Raw genomic sequence first — 15219 nt, 5'->3', positions numbered from 1 at the left:
CATCCGAGGCCGGTGCGGAGCCCTCCTGTCATGCGTCAACTGCCCTCGCTCAACATGCTGCGTGTCTTCGAAGAGGTCGCGCGGCATCGCAGTTTCAGCCAGGCAGCCTTGGGATTGAACGTCACCCAGGGCGCGGTGAGTCGTCAGATCAAGCAGCTCGAAGACTACCTCGGCGTGGCGCTGTTCATCCGCACTCCACAAGGCCTGTCCCTGACCGAAACCGGTCTGGCCCTCTCCCCGCAACTGAGCGACGCCTTCGACCACGTCGAACGCGCCCTGCAAGCCGTGCGCGTGCCCAACCTGCGCCAACGCCTGCGCATCGTTGCACCGCCGACCTGGGCCACACGTTGGTTGTCGGCGCACCTGCGCACCTTTTGCCAACGCTACCCGGACATCAGCCTGAGCGTGACCCACCAAAGCGGCCACGACAGTCTCGCGGAAATCGACTGCCACATCCGCTTCGGCCTTGAAGCGGCCAGCCAATGCAGCAGCCAGTTACTGGTGATGGAGCGGCACATGGCGGTGGCCAGTCCGGAGTTGTTTGTCAACGGCCAACCGCCGGACTTGCGGCAGTTTCCGTTGCTGCACATCCTGCACGACGGTAAACGCTTGAAGGTCTGGGAGAACTGGTTGGCGGCAATGGGCCGGGACGATATCGATGCCGCGCAAGGGCTGGAATTCAGCACGCTGGATCAGGTGATTCACACCGCACTGGCAGGTGGAGGCCTGGCGGTGATTGACCGGCAGATGATCGAGAAGGAATTGGCCAATGGCAGTTTGTTGCCGATCACCCCGGTGGAAGTGATCGGGCCGTATGGCTATTGGCTGGATGTGGCGAATGACAAGCAAGGGTTGTCGAAAGTGCGGTTGTTTACGGACTGGTTGGGGCTGGTCAGCAATCCCTGAAACACCGATATCCAAATGTGGGAGCGGGCTTGCTCGCGAATGCGGTGCGTCAGACACATTAATGTCAACTGACACACCGTATTCGCGAGCAAGCCCGCTCCCACATGGAAGGTGGCGCCGTTTACAAGCCGCCCATCAACAGGTATTTGATTTCCAGGTAGTCCTCCAGACCGTACTTCGACCCCTCGCGACCGAGGCCCGATTCCTTGATGCCGCCGAACGGTGCGACTTCCGTGGAAATGATCCCTTCATTGATCCCGACCATGCCGGCTTCCAGGCCTTCGGCCATGCGCCACACGCGGCCAATGTCGCGACTGTAGAAATACGCCGACAAACCGTATGGCGTGTCGTTGGCCTTTTGCAGCACCTCGGCTTCATCCTTGAAGCGGAAGCAAGCGGCCACCGGGCCGAAGGTTTCGTCCTGGGCAATCAGCATCTCGCTGTTGGCTTCGGCGAGGATAGTCGGCTGGTAAAAAGTCCCGCCGAGTGCGTGGCGACGACCGCCGCACAACAGCTTGGCGCCCTTCTCCAGCGCATCGCCGACATGCAGTTCAACCTTGGCCAGCGCCGCCGCGTTGATCAGCGGACCTTGCTCGGTTTCTCCGTCCAGCGCACTGCCGACGCGCATCGCCGCCACGGCTTCAGCGAGCTTGCCGGTGAAGGCCTCGTAGACACCGTCCTGAATGAAGAAGCGGTTGACGCAGACGCAGGTTTGCCCGGTGTTGCGAAACTTCGAAGCCATCGCGCCTTTCACGGCGGCGTCCAGATCGGCATCGTCGAAAACAATGAACGGCGCGTTGCCACCCAGTTCCAGCGAGACTTTTTTCAGGGTGTCGGCGGCCTGACGCATCAGCAATTTGCCGGTGCGCGTGGAACCGGTGAACGACAGTTTGCGCACGATGCCCGAGGCTTGTAGCGCCCCGCCAATCGCCACGGCATCACCGGAAACGATGTTGAACACACCGGCCGGAATGCCCGCCTGCTCGGCCAGCACCGCCAGGGCGAACGCCGACAACGGCGTCTCTTCCGAAGGTTTGAGAATCATCGTGCAACCCGCCGCCAGCGCCGGGCCGACCTTGCGGGTGACCATCGCCAGCGGGAAGTTCCACGGCGTGATCGCGGCGACTACGCCAATGGCTTCCTTGACCACGATGATCCGCGCATCCGCCTTGTGGCTCGGAATCACGTCGCCGTAAGCGCGCTTGGCTTCTTCGGCGAACCATTCCAGAAAACTCGCGGCATAAACCACTTCGCCCATGGCTTCGGCCAGCGGCTTGCCCTGTTCACGGCTGAGCAACGTCGCCAGATCCTTCTGGTTGCTCAGCATCAGCTCGCTCCAGCGCTTGAGCTTCTGGCTGCGCTCCTTGGCGGTCAACTTGCGCCAGGTCGGCAAGGCACGGTTGGCGGCGTCGATGGCGCGGTTGGTTTCTTCGGCGCCAGCCTTTTGCACGTCGGTAATCAACTCACCGTTGGCTGGGTTGAACACCGGGTAGCTCGAGCCGCCGCTGGACCATTGGCCATCGATGAAATTGCCATTGCGGATCAGCGCGCTCATGCCACAGCCTCGGTCAGGTTGAAGCGCTCAAGACCCGGACGGGCCGAACGCAAGATACGTTTGCCGGCGGTGTAATCGTTGATCACGTCGCACGGGGTGTAATTGCGTTCCAGTTCATGCAACTCGTCGGCATCGAGTCGGGTTTCCAGCGCGGCCAGGGCGCTGTCGAACTGCTCGGTGGTGTCGGCGCCGACCAGCATGCAATCCACACCCGGATGGTTGGCGACCCAGGCCTGGGCGATCTGCGCGTTGGACACACCACGGGCACGGGCCACGCGCTGCACCGAATGCGCGATCTCGAACGAGGCTTCATCGCTGTACATCTGCTGGGTGAAGAAGTCGGTCTGGTTGCGGGTCGACTGCGCATCACCGGTCAGCAAGCCACGGGCCAACGGGCTGAATACGGAGACGCCCAAACCCTGGTCGCGGCAGAACGGAATCATCTCGCGCTCTTCTTCGCGGTAGGCGCAGTTCAGTTGCAGCTGCATGTTGATCGGCTTGACCCAACCGTTGCGCTCGCAGGCCATGAGGATTTTCGCCAGTTGCCCGGTGAGCATGGTCGACACGCCGATGTAACGTGCCTTGCCGGAACGCACGATGTCGTTCATGGCGCTCATGGTTTCTTCGACCGGGGTGTTCACGTCGAAGTAGTGCAGCATGAACACATCGACGTAATCCATGTTCAGTCGCTGCAGCGACGCATCGATGCTGTCCATGATGTGCTTGCGCGAATGTCCGCTGGCGTTGATCCCGGTGCGGGTGCCATAACCGACTTTGGTGGTAATCACCAGGTCTTCGCGGCGGGCCAGGCGCTTGACGATGCGCCCCACTACTTCCTCGCCGACACCGGCGGAATAGAAGTCCGCGAGGTCGATGAAGTTCACGCCGTTGTTCAGCGCGTGCGCGACGATCGGCTCGCTTTTCTTCTCATCGAAGATCCACGGCTTCCAATCCGGGGTGCCCATGTTCATGGTCCCCAGGCACAGGCGCGAGACTTCAAGGCCGGAGTTGCCCAAACGAATGTATTGCATGGCGCGGACCTCAGGCTTTTGGCGTGTAGAAAGGGTTGCTGATGTGATCGACCACATCCGCCAGTTGTGCGGTTTCCGGTTTGCCGGTCAGCGCAGCACGGATCGCCGTGCGGCAGGCGTTGTAGTTGTTCAGGTAGACCGCATCGAGGTCATCGCACGCCGGGTTGACCCAGTTGGCTGTGACGATGGCCCACTCGTCTTCGGCTTCCGGCGGCAAGGTGCCGTCGAGCAGCGCTTCAAGCACAGCTTTGGCGATCCCGGCCTGCGACGCGCCCCAGGTGGCGTTGCCGTGCAGGTCACTGCTGATCGCGGCCTTGTTCACATAAAGGGTCATCGGCTTGACCGGGATGTTCGGCTGAGCGATCACCATGAACGGGCAATGGCCCTGGCTTGGCGATGCCAGGCTGTTGGCAAACGCCTGCCCCGCCGGGCCATTGCGTGGGCCGATCAGAATGTTGATGTGTGCGGCGTTCACGCCCGGGCCTTCGAAGCCTTCACCGATGTACAGGTCGAGTTCTTTCATGGGTGGTTACTCTTCAGTGACTTTCTGGATGATCAGAAGTGCACGCAGACTGAGGAAGTCGCGTGGCAGTGATCGGGGGTTGAAGAGCGCAGGACGTGGCGGAGGGAATCAGTCATGGGTGCAAACGCTCTTTTTTGTTGTTGATGAGCTGTGTTTGCGATTTTTTAACACTGGGGGTTGTTGGGGCTGTAACCATTAAAAGTCATGAGGGCATGACTTGAAGTCATACCCTGAAATGCATTGACCTGTGGGAGCGAACCGGCTCGCTCCCACAGTGGCGCTGGTTGTTCGGGCTATTGCGACATTGCGTCTTTTTTCATTCCGTCCTTACTCATGGAATCCTTGGACATTGCGTCCTTTTTCATCGTGTCCTTGCTCATGGAGTCCTTGGACATAGCGTCTTTCTTCATCGCGTCCTTGCTCATGGCGTCTTTGGACATCGCATCCTTTTTCATCGTGTCTTTTTTCATGGCGTCTTTGGACATCGAGTCCTTGCTCATGCTGTCCTTGCTCATGCCATCACTGCTTGTCGTATCGGCGGCAAACACGCTGGCGGCGCCTACGGCGAGGCACATGGACAATACGACGGTGGTCAACTTTTTCATGATGAAACTCCTTGAAGCACAGGTGCGAATGAACGCAGCGTGAGCTGCGCGGTAAAGTTGCCGTCAACTGCCACCGAACCAGTTGTAGCCCTGGTCTTCCCAGTAGCCGCCGCTGTAGGTGTTGCTGACGAAAATAGCCTGAATGTGTTTGGGGTTCTTGTACCCGAGCTTGGTGGGCATGCGCAGCTTCATCGGGAAGCCGTATTCGCGCGGCAGCACCGCGCCGTCATAGGTCAGCGCCAGCAAGGTCTGCGAGTGCAGCGCAGTGGCCATGTCGATGCTGGTGTAGTAATCGTCGGCGCATTTGAAGCCGACATACTTGGCATCGGTGTCGGCCCCGACTCGTTTCAGGAAGTCGCTGAAGCGCACGCCGCCCCAACGCCCGATCGCGCTCCAGCCTTCGACGCAGATGTGCCGGGTGATCTGTTCGTTCTGCGCCATGGCGCGCAGCTCTTCGAGGCGCCAGCTGCGCTTGTCGGCGACCAGTCCGGTCACCTCCAGACGATAACTTTCTTCCTCAACGGTGGGTGCCTCGTCGATGCCGTAAAAGGCATTGAACGGAAACGGCCGGGTGATCATCGACGCCGGATAGGTCGGCGCCATGGCATTGGGATTGAACAGCCAGCCCTGTACCCGATCGTTGAACCGCGACATGGAGGACAACGCGGTTTCGACGCTGTCGTTGTCGGTGATATTGCAGCCCGACAACATGGCCACGCCACCAAGGGTCAGCCCACGCATCAGGAACGAGCGGCGCGAGCGGTCTTCGATCTGCGGCGCAATGATTTTCCGGGCGTCTTTCAGAATGGATGACTCATCCAGACCTTCCATGGGCTTTTTCATACGGACTCCTTGCGACCGATAATCATGGCCAGCAGCGTTTTGGGAACGAGCGCGACCATCACCAGATGCACCGCAACAAATGCCACCAACAGCGCCATCGCGATGAAATGCACATGCCGCGCCGCGTCGTAGCCACCCAGCAACTCGCGCAACAACGGAAACTGGACGGACTTCCACAACACCAGCCCGGAGACCACCAGCAGCGTGATATCGAGCATCACGAACAGGTATGCCAGCCGTTGCACCTGGTTGTAATGACTCAGATCGGCATGCCCCAACCGCCCGCGCAATGCGGCCCACAGGTCCTGCAGAACACCTTTGGGCGACAGCGGGAAAAAGCGGCGAGAGAGACGACCGCTGGCGAGGTTAATGATCAGGTAGACAAGGCCGTTGATGGCGAGGAACCACATCGCCGCGAAATGCCATTGCAACGCCCCGCCGAGCCAGCCACCCAGCGTGATGCCTTTGGGAAAACTGAAATCGTAAAGCGGCGATGCGTTGTAGATGCGCCAACCGCTGGTGACCATGACCAGCACCGCCAGGGCGTTCAGCCAATGGGTCAGGCGCAGCCAGCGCGGATGGGCTGAAGCAGGTATCGGCGACATGATCGGCTCCCGGCGGTTGTTGTTATTCGTTGGAGCCGAGTATGGGAGCCGACAGATCGCCAAATCCTCACGTAAAGTTAAATTAATTGTGATAACTCCCCCCAATAGCCTGTAGGAGCGAGACCGGCTTGCCGGCGATGAGGGCATCACATTCAACGCCCCCATCGCGAGCAGGCTTGCCCCCACAGGGCTGGCGTAATTGTGGTTAAAATGCCGCCCCCTCAAATGACCGACAGCACCCGATGAATTCAGAAGCGCTCACCACCCTCCACGACCATCTGCTGACCGCCCTGGCCGCGGCTCCCGCAGAAACCCGCCGACTGTTCCACGGTCGAGGTCGCTGCTGGCCGGGGCTCGAGCAATTGACGATCGACTGGCTGCAGGGCGTGGTGTTGGTGTCGCTGTTCAAGGAGCCCGAAGCGGCGCAGCTGGAAGATTTGAAACAGCGGCTGCTGCAGGTCTCCCAATCGCCAGCGTGGGCGACATCCGGCGCGCATACGTTGGCGTTGCAACATCGCTACCTGCTGCAAAGCACCACCGAATGGCTGGTCGGGGAAGTCATTGATGACATGACCATCACCGAGGGCGGCCTGCGTTATCGTGTGGACCTGGGCCGCAAGCAGAACACCGGGCTGTTCCTCGACATGCGCTACGGCCGCGACTGGGTGCGCGCCAATGCCGAGGGCAAGCGCGTGTTGAACCTGTTTGCCTATACCTGCGGTTTTTCCGTGGCGGCCATCGAGGGCGGCGCCGAGCATGTGGTCAACCTGGACATGTCCAGCCCGGCCCTGAACCGTGGCCGCGATAATCACCGTTTGAACGGCCACGACATGAGCAAGGTGAGTTTTCTCGGCCACGACCTGTTCAAGTCCTGGGGAAAAGTGATCGGTAAAGGCCCTTATGATCTGGTGATCATCGATCCACCGTCCTTCCAGAAAGGCAGTTTTCTGCTGACCAAGGATTACCAGCGCGTGCTGCGTCGGTTACCGGAATTACTCACGCCACAGGGCACGGTGCTGGCCTGCATGAACGACCCGGCGTTCGGTGCGGATTTCCTGATTGATGGCGTCATGCGCGAGGCGCCGAGCTTGCGGTTCGAGCAACGGCTGGAGAATCCGCCGGAGTTTCCGGATGCGGATGTCGAGTGCGGCTTGAAGGCGTTGGTGTTCCGGCAGTAACACTGAGGCTTGCTCGCGAAGGCGCTTCTACAGGATTGCGGTGTTCCCGAATTCATCGAACACCTCAAAACTGTTGAACCTCACCGAGCTCGCTCCGACAGTTGATTGAATGGTCGGGTGCGGCGCGGTCAGCGTGGGCCATCGCCCAACCGCTCGCGAACAAACTCACTGGCCTTGTACGTCAACTGATCCAGATGCCGGTCACGCTGCTTTTCCGCATCGAGCATCGCCCGCTTGCCGTGTTTTTGCAGCAGGTACGTATGAATCTGCCGCACCTCCAGCGAGCTGTAGATCGACGCCACGTCGAGCAGCCCCATCAAGCCGTCAGAGCGATGGTCGCGGGTGTTCATCAACACCTGCGTACCGCGCGCGCCCAGCACCTGAAAGCCCATCGATTCAAACCACGGCACCTTGGCCACCGCGCAGGTCAGCTCGGCATGCGGATAGCGGCCGACCATTTCCCGCAGCATCCGCCGTGCCACGCCCTGACGCCGATGACCGGCCTGCACCGCCATGTACGCGACGCCGCACGCCTCGGGATCGTCCTTGATCGGCAGGTACAGCAAGAAGCCGATGACCTGCTCCGGATCATCCACATCGGTCGCGACCAGCAACTCCACTGCCACCCCTTTCGCCCCGTTCAGCGCCTCCAGATAGAGGTGAACCTCATAGCCGATCGCGTACTGATACACGTTGTACAACAGGTTGCTCGGCGGGATGGCGACCATGCTGATGTCGGTCAGGTTGTCGACCACCATCTGCAGAATCTGGCTGGTGAGGTGCTCGGGGCACGGGGTTTTGAAGTGGGTGATCTGGGGCATTGTGGCTCTGCTCTGACTCTGGCGGCGGACGCGCCTATCATAACGCGCCGACGCGACCGGGGTGGCGTGTCAGTTTGCAGCCATGCCGGATGTTCCGGCCCTATCGCCAGCAAGCTGGCTCCTACAAGGGAGCTTTGCCGCATGGAGATTCTCTGTAAGAGCTGGCTTGCCAGCGATGGCGGCCGGGAGGCGGATGCAAAATTTGAGCGCGCCATCGCCGGCAAGCCGGCTCCTACAGAATGAGGGATTACCAGTCGTAAGACATTTCCACCGACGCAACGCGCTCCTGGCCGTAGTAGCAACCGAACGAGTAGTTGCAGTCCGAGACGTACTCACGGTCGAACACGTTTTGTACATTCAGGCGGGTCTGTAAACCGCGCAGGCTCGGGTCCAGTTTGCCCAGGTCGTAACGGATCGTGGTGTCGTAGACGACATACGACGGCACCTCGAACGAGTGGGACGAATCGCCCGATTTGCGCCCGGTGTACCGTGCACCCACACCAAAGGTCAGGCCGTTGAGTGCCGCTTGGGTGAAGTGATAATCCGCCCACAACGAGGCCGACACCGGTGACTGTGCTTCGTTGCGGTTGCCCTCATCGCCGTAGGTGCTCTTGGTGTAGAACGAGTCGATATAGGTCGCCGCGGCCAGCACGTCGATATTGTCGAGGCTGGATTTGACTTCCAGTTCGACGCCGCGTGAACGCACTTCGCCGTCCTGGGATTGATACTGTGGATAGTCGTCGTCGCCGGTCAGCACGTTTTTCTGTTTGACCTGGAAGACCGATGCGGTGATCAGCGTCTTGTCGAACGGCTGGTATTTCACACCCACTTCGTATTGCTCGCCCTCGGTCGGCGCGAAAGCCTTGCCGCCGCGTTCCGGGGCCTCGGTACCGATGGTCGGCAGGAACGATTCGGAGTAGCTGATGTACGGCGCCAGGCCGAACTCGGTGACGTAGGTCAGGCCTACGCGCCCGGTGAATTTATGGTCGCGCTGTGAAGCGACCGTGCGGGCGAGGATGTCCTTGTTATCGATTTCCGCCCAGTCTTCACGACCACCGATGGTCAGGATCCACTGATCCAGTTTGATCTGGTCCTGCACGTACACGCCCGTCTGGCGCAGGGTGTTGTCCCACTTCGTATCCAGCACCGGGACCGCGCTGCTGGTGTCGAAGTTGTTCTTGCCGTAGAGGTTGACCGGCGTCACGTTGTAAGCGTTGAGGCCGTCGTATTTGCGGTTGAAATGGCGGTAGTCCACACCCGCCAGCGTGGTGTGTTCGAGGGCGCCGGTGTTGAATTTATATTCCAGGTTGTTATCGAGGGTGTAGGCGATGTTGTGCTGGCGCCAGTCGACCTTGGTGCGACTGACGCGGGAGTAATCAGTGTCACCCGCAGCGTCGGTGGCGAAGGCGCGCAGGTAGAGGCCCTTGTAGCGGTCGCGCACGTCGGTGTAACGCGCGGTCGAGCGGTATTTCAGGTCATCGGTGAGGTTGTGGCTGAAGTCGTAGCCGAAGACGTACTGATCACGTTTGTAGTCGTTGAAACGCGTGTCGCCAGAGAAAAAATCCCGGTCGATTTTCTGCCCGGTGGGGCCGCGATCAAGCGAACCGATCCTTGGCAGCGACTGATAATCTTCGAGCCCGTCATCGCGCTGGATCTGCGCCAGCAAGGTCAGCGACGTGTCGTCATTCGGCGTCCAGGTCAGGCTCGGCGCCAGCAGCATGCGTTCGCTGTGAGTGTGCTCGACCTGTTCGTTGCCTTTGTTCGCGACACCGATGAGGCGATAGGTGAATGCCTTTTGATCGTCGATCGGGCCGCTGGTATCAAAGGCACCGTTGACCCGGTTATAGCTGCCCGCGCCGAGTTTGACCTGGCTGCGCTGTTCGCTGGTCGGGCGCTTGGAGACCAGGTTGATCAGGCCGCCCGGCTGGTTCTGCCCGTACAGAACCGAGGACGGGCCTTTGAGCACTTCGATGCGTTCCAGGGTATACGGGTCGATTTGCGGTGCACCGCCGAGGCTGCCGGCGTAAGGAATGTACGCACCGTCGAGGTACAACGGGGTCGGTGCGAAGCCACGGCTGGTGATCTCGTCGGCAATCGAGTTGCGGTCGGTGAAGCCTCCGGTGTTCAGGCCCGGCGTGTAGCGCAGCGCCTGGGTCAGGTTGCGCGCGCCCTGGGTTTCGACCTGAGCGGCGGTGACCACGTTGATCGCCTGGGGAATTTCCAGAATCGGCGTGTCGGTCTTGGTGCCGGTGGCGCTGCGGGTGGCAACGTAACCCTCTACCGGGCCATAGGCCGACTCGACAACCTGCGCGGAAATGCTCGTCGCACCCAGTTGCAACGCCGCGCCCTCCACCACCGGTAACAGCGAATAACTGCCATTGTCATGACGCACCGCCTGCAATTTGCTGCCGGCGAGCAGTTGGCGCAAACCGGCATCGACCGTGTATCGACCGCGCAGCCCTGCGGTTTTCTGACCACCGGCAGAGGCTGGCTCGAACGAAACCGTCACGCCTGCCGTGGAGGCGAATTGGGTCAATGCTGACGACAGCGAACCGGCCGGGATGTCAAATTGCGTTTCGACGTCGGCTTGTGCCCAAGCGGGTTGCGCCACCACCGCGAAACCGACAGGAACCGTCAGCGCCATGCCGAGCAATGCGGCATGTACGGCGCGGTTCAAGGGTTTGGCGGACAGTTTCAACGCAGAAAAACGGATAGAGGGATTGCGAGGGGTCATGCAGTTTCCTTTCGCCCGATGGCAGTGATTGGCGGCGACTGTTGCGCCTCTACCTACAAAGTCGAACGAGAATCAGAATCAACAACCCTTCGCTGAAAATTCTTTTCGGATACCTCATCCAATCGCTTCCACACTTGCCCAATACCGACTGAAACGACGGATGCGTACGGGCAATGTCGAGGTCAGGTTGTCCAGAATGGTGTCGGTGCTGCCGAGGTGAAAAGCACCGGAAATACGCAACGCCGCCACTGCGCGATCACACCCCAGATGGCCCGGACGGTAGCGCTGCAACTCAAGGATGAAATCGCCCAGGCGCCAGTCATTGACCACCAGCATGTCGCGGGTCCAGGCATCGGCCTGAGGATTAGCCTGATGCACGGAGCCGACGCTGTCGTGCGCAAAACTCAGTTGCTGACCTGAGTCCACCCGCACTGGCCGGCCAGTCAGGCGGGCCGTGCGCACCTCGACGGCATGCTCCTGCACACAGACCTGCGTGCGCCCCGCTTCGCAGCGCACGATAAACCGTGTGCCCAACGCGCGGATGCTGCCTTCGGCCGTGTGCACGATGAAGGGCCGTGCCAGATCGTCACGCGCCGTTTCAATCAGAATTTCCCCGCTGAGCAAACGCACTTCTCGCAAGGTGTCGCTGTAGCGGATGTCCACCGCGGTGGCGGTGTTGAGTTGCAGCTGACTGCCGTCATCCAGGCGCAGGCGGCGACGCTCGCCCGTGCCGGTGCGCTGGTCGGCCATCAACGTCGGCAGTGGCGTGGTGTTCCAGGCCAGCGTGCCCGCCCCGCCCGCCGCCAGCAGGATCGACAGGACCTTGAGCACGTCACGCCGTTTGGCACGGGCGCTGGTCAACGTCGGGCGGGCGATACCTGGGGCGACTTGCCCGAGTTTGTCCTGCAAGCGTGCGAGGCGTTCCCACGCCTGCGCATGGAGCGGATCACGCTCCAGCCACCGCCGATGGGCTTCACGGGTGGCGTCATCGGGCACCTCACTACGCAAGTCGACGTACCAGCGCGCGGCAGCTTCGAGGGTTGCATGATCCAGCGATTGGGCACGCATGGCGCTTCAGTCCTCGACCAGCAACAGGCAATGCGTCAGGGCTCGCACGGCATGCTTCTTCACCGTGGTCACCGAGACGCCCAGACGCCGGCCAATCTCCACGTAACTCAAACCATCGAGTTGCGCCATGAGGAAAATCTCGCGGGTCCGGCCGCCGAGGCCATCGAGCAAGCGGTCGATTTCCATCAGGGTTTCGATAATCAACGAGCGAGCTTCAGGGGAAAGGTCCACCGGTTCCGGGCTGAGCGCGAGGGTTTCCAGATAGGCCTGTTCCAGCGCCCGCCGCCGGAACATATCGATCATCAAGCTGCGCGCCACCGTACTCAGGTAGGCACGCGGCTCACGCAATTCCGGTGCCTTGCGCTGGGTCAGTACCCGAATGAAGGTGTCTTGCGCCAGGTCCGCCGCGTTGTCGATGCAGCCAAGCCGCTTGCGTAGCCAGCCGCAGAGCCATGAGTGATGGTCCTCGTAAAGCGTATGCACGGCGTGTTGCAGTGAGAGATCGGCGGAGGACATGGAGAAGGCCCGGCAAGAATTATTTGATAATGAATCTCATTTTCTTCCAAGGCACTGCATGTTTGCAAGACTGATCCTGCAACGCCTCTTGCGATGGCGTGGGCATGCCCCGAATCCATATGGATGACGGGGCATGGATCGGCGGGATCTGTCAGCGTTTCACCACTGGTACGTCGCGCTCGCCTGCACCGTGCGTTGTGCGCCATACCAGCACCACGAGTAGGAATAGCACGACGCGACGTACTCTTTGTTGGCCAGGTTGCTCGCGTTCACCGCCAGGCGCAGGTTGTCCTTGAGGCTGTTGATGTGCGGGATGTCGTAGTGCACCGCCGCATCCAGCAGCGTGTAGCCCGGGACTTTCAACGTATTGGCGGTGTCCCCCCAGGAAGAGCCGACGTAACGCGCCCCGCCGCCGACGCCGAAGCCTTTGGCGACGCCGTCGTGGAAGGTGTAATCCGCCCAGACCGACGCGGTGTGGCGCGGCACGCCATAGTTGGTGGTGCCTTTGGCGGACACGGCCGGGCCGACGGCGATATCGGTCAGCGGCGCGTAGTTGACGGTGCTGTTGGATTTAGTGATGCGGTTGTCCAGATAAGCGTACGCGGCGGTGATGTCCAGGTTGTCGTTGAGGCTGGCCTTGCCTTCGAGTTCGAAACCACGGGAGCGCACTTCACCGCTCTGTTCCTGGCAACGCCCGGTGCCGCACAGGTGCGTCGGGTCCGGATCAAGCGTCGGCACGTTGCTTTGGCGCAGGTCGAAGACCGACGCGGTGATAAAGCTGTTGCTGCCCGGTGGCTGGTACTTGATCCCCACCTCGTATTGCTGGCCCTCGGTCGGTTTGAACACCGAGCCGCCGTAGCCGCTGCCCGACTGCGGTTCGAAAGATTCGGCATAGCTGATATACGGCGACAGGCCGTTATCGAACAGATAGACCAGACCCACCCGGCCGGTGAACGCCTCGCTGTCCAGCGAGGTTTTGGTCTTGACGTTGTTGCGCAAATTCATCGAGCTGTTGTGGTTGGTCGCCCAGTCGTAGCGGCCGCCCATCAGCAACACCCACTTGTCCCATTTGATCTGGTCTTGCAGGTACAGGCCTTTCTGCTGGTTACGCTGCGTCGCGTTACTAGTGAACGCCGGCGTGACCACCGGAACACCGTAGACCGGGTCAAAGATATCCAGCGTCGGCCCCGTGCCGAAACCGGACTTGGTATCGGTGCTGGTGTTCTGATAATCGCCACCGAACAGCACGGTGTGCTGCACGGGGCCGGTGTCGAATTTGGCCTGCACCTGGTTATCGAGGGTGTAGGCATCCAGGTCGACGTCTGTAGCAATGGTCGACCGGTTGGAGGTGCGGTAATCGGCGCGCAGGTTGCTGTTGTAAAGGCTGCGATAAACACCTTCGCTGCGCAGATAACGCGCGTTCTGACGCACGGTCCAGATGTCGTTGAGGTGATGTTCGAACAAGTAGCCGAGGGAGAAATACTCGCGGTCACTCTTCTCGAAACTCTTGTCGCCGTCATAGTAATCGACGTCGATGTCACGCCCGGTCGGGCTGTGCAACACTGAGCCCCACGCCGGTGTCGAGCCGTACGAAGCGGCTTTCGGGTCTTTCTGCAAGTGCCCCAGCAACGTCAGCGACGTGTCATCGCTCGGACGCCAGGTGAACGCGGATGACATGGACTGACGCTGGGTTTCGGTGTGTTCGAGTTGACCATCGGCCTCGTCATACAGACCGGCCAGGCGATAGGAGTAAACGCCTTGATCGTCGAGCGGGCCGCTCAAATCGAAGGTCGTGCGTTTCTTGTCGAAGGTGCCGTACTCGACGCCGATTTCGTGGAACGGCGTATCCAGCGGCCGCTTGCTGACCATGTTCACCACACCGCTGGGGCTGGCCTGCCCGTACAGCACCGACGACGGCCCGCGCAAAACGTCCACGCGTTCCAGGTCAAACGAGTCTTTTTGCGGCGACGCATCGCGACTGCCGGGCATACGCAAACCGTCCAGATACACCGCCGGGGAAAATCCACGGATGGTCATCTGATCCAGTCGCGAGGCCGTGGAGCCACGGGTTTCGGGAATCACGCCGGCGGTGTAGCGCAAGATCTGGTTGAGATTATCCGCGCCTTGGGCACGCATCTGATCCTTGGTGACCACGGAAATCGACTGCGGCGTTTCGTTCAGCGCCGTATCGGTCTTGGTCGCCGACAACGCGCGCGTCGCGACGTAACCCGCCACCGGGCCGGTCGGACTTTCGCTCGCATAGGCACCGTTGACGTTGGTGGCCTGCAACTCCAGAGAACCTTCGACCGCCTCGGGCGCAGGCTCGATGCGATAGCGCGTGGCCGACAGCGCGATGGCGTTGAGGCCGCTGCTCTGGAGCAAATGCGTGATGGCGTCGTCAGTGCTGAAGGGGCCGTTCAGGCCGTTGCTGCGTTTACCGCGCGTCAACGCTGGATCGAAGGCCAACACCAGATCCGCCTGCTCGGCCAGGCTGTTCAGCGCCTGACTCAAATCCCCGGCGGGAATCGAAAAACTGCGCACAGCACTGGCGTGCGCACCAGCGACCGGCGATTCGGCAGCCAGCAGCGGCGCCGCGACAAAAGCCATCGCCACTGAAAGCGCCAGTGGGTGCAACGGACGAGCAAAGCGTGACATGGGAAATCCTGCGAAATGGAAGGCGTTACTAACCATGACGGCCATGTCGGAAAAACAGACAACGAATGCGATCGATTTGCATTAATATTTTTTGGAACTGGGGGTGAAACGATATTGATGCCTTCACGCACCACCTTGCAGGAGCAGGCTTGCCAGCGATGGCGGCGCGTCAGACACGC

General features: G+C 60.7%; 13 protein-coding genes. 2 read left to right on the top strand and 11 right to left on the bottom strand.

Annotated features, from left to right (window positions below):
* Window positions 1-30: 30 nt before the first annotated feature.
* Complete coding sequence (locus ACI77H_RS28645) at window positions 31-906, top strand: LysR substrate-binding domain-containing protein (RefSeq protein ID WP_407015176.1); 876 nt, start codon at window positions 31-33, stop codon at window positions 904-906.
* Between the two features lie 121 nt (window positions 907-1027).
* Here the strand turns inward: ACI77H_RS28645 and ACI77H_RS28640 are convergent, their stop codons facing one another.
* The 6 genes from ACI77H_RS28640 to ACI77H_RS28615 all read right to left on the bottom strand — a co-directional run bounded on the left by ACI77H_RS28640 (window position 1028) and on the right by ACI77H_RS28615 (window position 6068).
* Complete coding sequence (locus tag ACI77H_RS28640) at window positions 1028-2461, bottom strand: NAD-dependent succinate-semialdehyde dehydrogenase (protein ID WP_407015174.1); 1434 nt, start codon at window positions 2459-2461, stop codon at window positions 1028-1030.
* Window positions 2458-3492: an aldo/keto reductase gene (locus tag ACI77H_RS28635; protein ID WP_407015173.1), complete on the bottom strand. Its 1035-nt coding sequence runs from the start codon at window positions 3490-3492 to the stop codon at window positions 2458-2460. Before ACI77H_RS28635 ends, ACI77H_RS28640 begins: the two co-directional genes overlap by 4 nt.
* Before the next feature lie 10 nt (window positions 3493-3502).
* Complete coding sequence (gene fae, locus ACI77H_RS28630; RefSeq protein ID WP_054615233.1) at window positions 3503-4015, bottom strand: formaldehyde-activating enzyme; 513 nt, start codon at window positions 4013-4015, stop codon at window positions 3503-3505.
* 293 nt (window positions 4016-4308) lie between these two features.
* Window positions 4309-4620 carry a pentapeptide MXKDX repeat protein gene (locus ACI77H_RS28625; RefSeq protein ID WP_407015171.1) on the bottom strand — a complete coding sequence of 104 codons (312 nt, stop codon included), beginning with the start codon at window positions 4618-4620 and terminating at the stop codon, window positions 4309-4311.
* Window positions 4621-4683: 63 nt separating this feature from the next.
* Window positions 4684-5463 (bottom strand): molybdopterin-dependent oxidoreductase, encoded by a 780-nt coding sequence (locus tag ACI77H_RS28620; protein ID WP_407015169.1) that lies wholly within the window; start codon window positions 5461-5463, stop codon window positions 4684-4686.
* Window positions 5460-6068: a cytochrome b/b6 domain-containing protein gene (locus ACI77H_RS28615; protein WP_407015167.1), complete on the bottom strand. Its 609-nt coding sequence runs from the start codon at window positions 6066-6068 to the stop codon at window positions 5460-5462. The genes ACI77H_RS28620 and ACI77H_RS28615 overlap by 4 nt, the downstream gene beginning before the upstream one ends.
* 242 nt (window positions 6069-6310) lie before the next feature.
* Between ACI77H_RS28615 and ACI77H_RS28610 the strand changes: the two genes are divergently transcribed.
* Window positions 6311-7246 carry a class I SAM-dependent methyltransferase gene (locus tag ACI77H_RS28610; protein WP_407015165.1) on the top strand — a complete coding sequence of 312 codons (936 nt, stop codon included), beginning with the start codon at window positions 6311-6313 and terminating at the stop codon, window positions 7244-7246.
* A 128-nt stretch (window positions 7247-7374) separates the two neighbouring features.
* Here ACI77H_RS28610 and ACI77H_RS28605 read toward each other — a convergent pair whose 3' ends face one another.
* The 5 genes from ACI77H_RS28605 to ACI77H_RS28585 form a co-directional block, all read right to left on the bottom strand.
* Window positions 7375-8067: a GNAT family N-acetyltransferase gene (locus tag ACI77H_RS28605; RefSeq protein ID WP_407015163.1), complete on the bottom strand. Its 693-nt coding sequence runs from the start codon at window positions 8065-8067 to the stop codon at window positions 7375-7377.
* A 247-nt stretch (window positions 8068-8314) separates the two neighbouring features.
* On the bottom strand, window positions 8315-10801 hold the full coding sequence (locus ACI77H_RS28600) for a TonB-dependent siderophore receptor (RefSeq protein ID WP_407015161.1): 2487 nt from the start codon (window positions 10799-10801) through the stop codon (window positions 8315-8317).
* Window positions 10802-10915: 114 nt separating this feature from the next.
* Entirely contained in the window at window positions 10916-11869 is a 954-nt protein-coding gene (locus ACI77H_RS28595) for a FecR domain-containing protein (RefSeq protein WP_407015159.1), read from the bottom strand.
* Window positions 11870-11875: 6 nt separating this feature from the next.
* A complete protein-coding gene (locus ACI77H_RS28590) occupies window positions 11876-12385 on the bottom strand; it encodes a sigma-70 family RNA polymerase sigma factor (protein WP_407015157.1) in 510 nt (169 codons plus the stop codon).
* A gap of 159 nt (window positions 12386-12544) precedes the next feature.
* Window positions 12545-15040 (bottom strand): TonB-dependent siderophore receptor, encoded by a 2496-nt coding sequence (locus ACI77H_RS28585; RefSeq protein WP_407015156.1) that lies wholly within the window; start codon window positions 15038-15040, stop codon window positions 12545-12547.
* Window positions 15041-15219 lie beyond the last annotated feature (179 nt).

The sequence above is a fragment of the Pseudomonas sp. O230 genome, assembly GCF_045447035.1.
Taxonomy (GTDB): domain Bacteria; phylum Pseudomonadota; class Gammaproteobacteria; order Pseudomonadales; family Pseudomonadaceae; genus Aquipseudomonas.
Note: the sequence above shows the minus strand (reverse complement) of the source record. Positions and strands in the feature narration are given on the sequence as shown.

Coding starts and splice junctions, on each gene's coding strand:
- ACI77H_RS28645 (WP_407015176.1), top strand. CDS start 31: ATGCGTCAACTGCCCTCGCTCAACATGCTGCGTGTCTTCGAAGAGGTC.
- ACI77H_RS28640 (WP_407015174.1), bottom strand. CDS start 2,461: ATGAGCGCGCTGATCCGCAATGGCAATTTCATCGATGGCCAATGGTCC.
- ACI77H_RS28635 (WP_407015173.1), bottom strand. CDS start 3,492: ATGCAATACATTCGTTTGGGCAACTCCGGCCTTGAAGTCTCGCGCCTG.
- fae (WP_054615233.1), bottom strand. CDS start 4,015: ATGAAAGAACTCGACCTGTACATCGGTGAAGGCTTCGAAGGCCCGGGC.
- ACI77H_RS28625 (WP_407015171.1), bottom strand. CDS start 4,620: ATGAAAAAGTTGACCACCGTCGTATTGTCCATGTGCCTCGCCGTAGGC.
- ACI77H_RS28620 (WP_407015169.1), bottom strand. CDS start 5,463: ATGAAAAAGCCCATGGAAGGTCTGGATGAGTCATCCATTCTGAAAGAC.
- ACI77H_RS28615 (WP_407015167.1), bottom strand. CDS start 6,068: ATGTCGCCGATACCTGCTTCAGCCCATCCGCGCTGGCTGCGCCTGACC.
- ACI77H_RS28610 (WP_407015165.1), top strand. CDS start 6,311: ATGAATTCAGAAGCGCTCACCACCCTCCACGACCATCTGCTGACCGCC.
- ACI77H_RS28605 (WP_407015163.1), bottom strand. CDS start 8,067: ATGCCCCAGATCACCCACTTCAAAACCCCGTGCCCCGAGCACCTCACC.
- ACI77H_RS28600 (WP_407015161.1), bottom strand. CDS start 10,801: ATGACCCCTCGCAATCCCTCTATCCGTTTTTCTGCGTTGAAACTGTCC.
- ACI77H_RS28595 (WP_407015159.1), bottom strand. CDS start 11,869: ATGCGTGCCCAATCGCTGGATCATGCAACCCTCGAAGCTGCCGCGCGC.
- ACI77H_RS28590 (WP_407015157.1), bottom strand. CDS start 12,385: ATGTCCTCCGCCGATCTCTCACTGCAACACGCCGTGCATACGCTTTAC.
- ACI77H_RS28585 (WP_407015156.1), bottom strand. CDS start 15,040: ATGTCACGCTTTGCTCGTCCGTTGCACCCACTGGCGCTTTCAGTGGCG.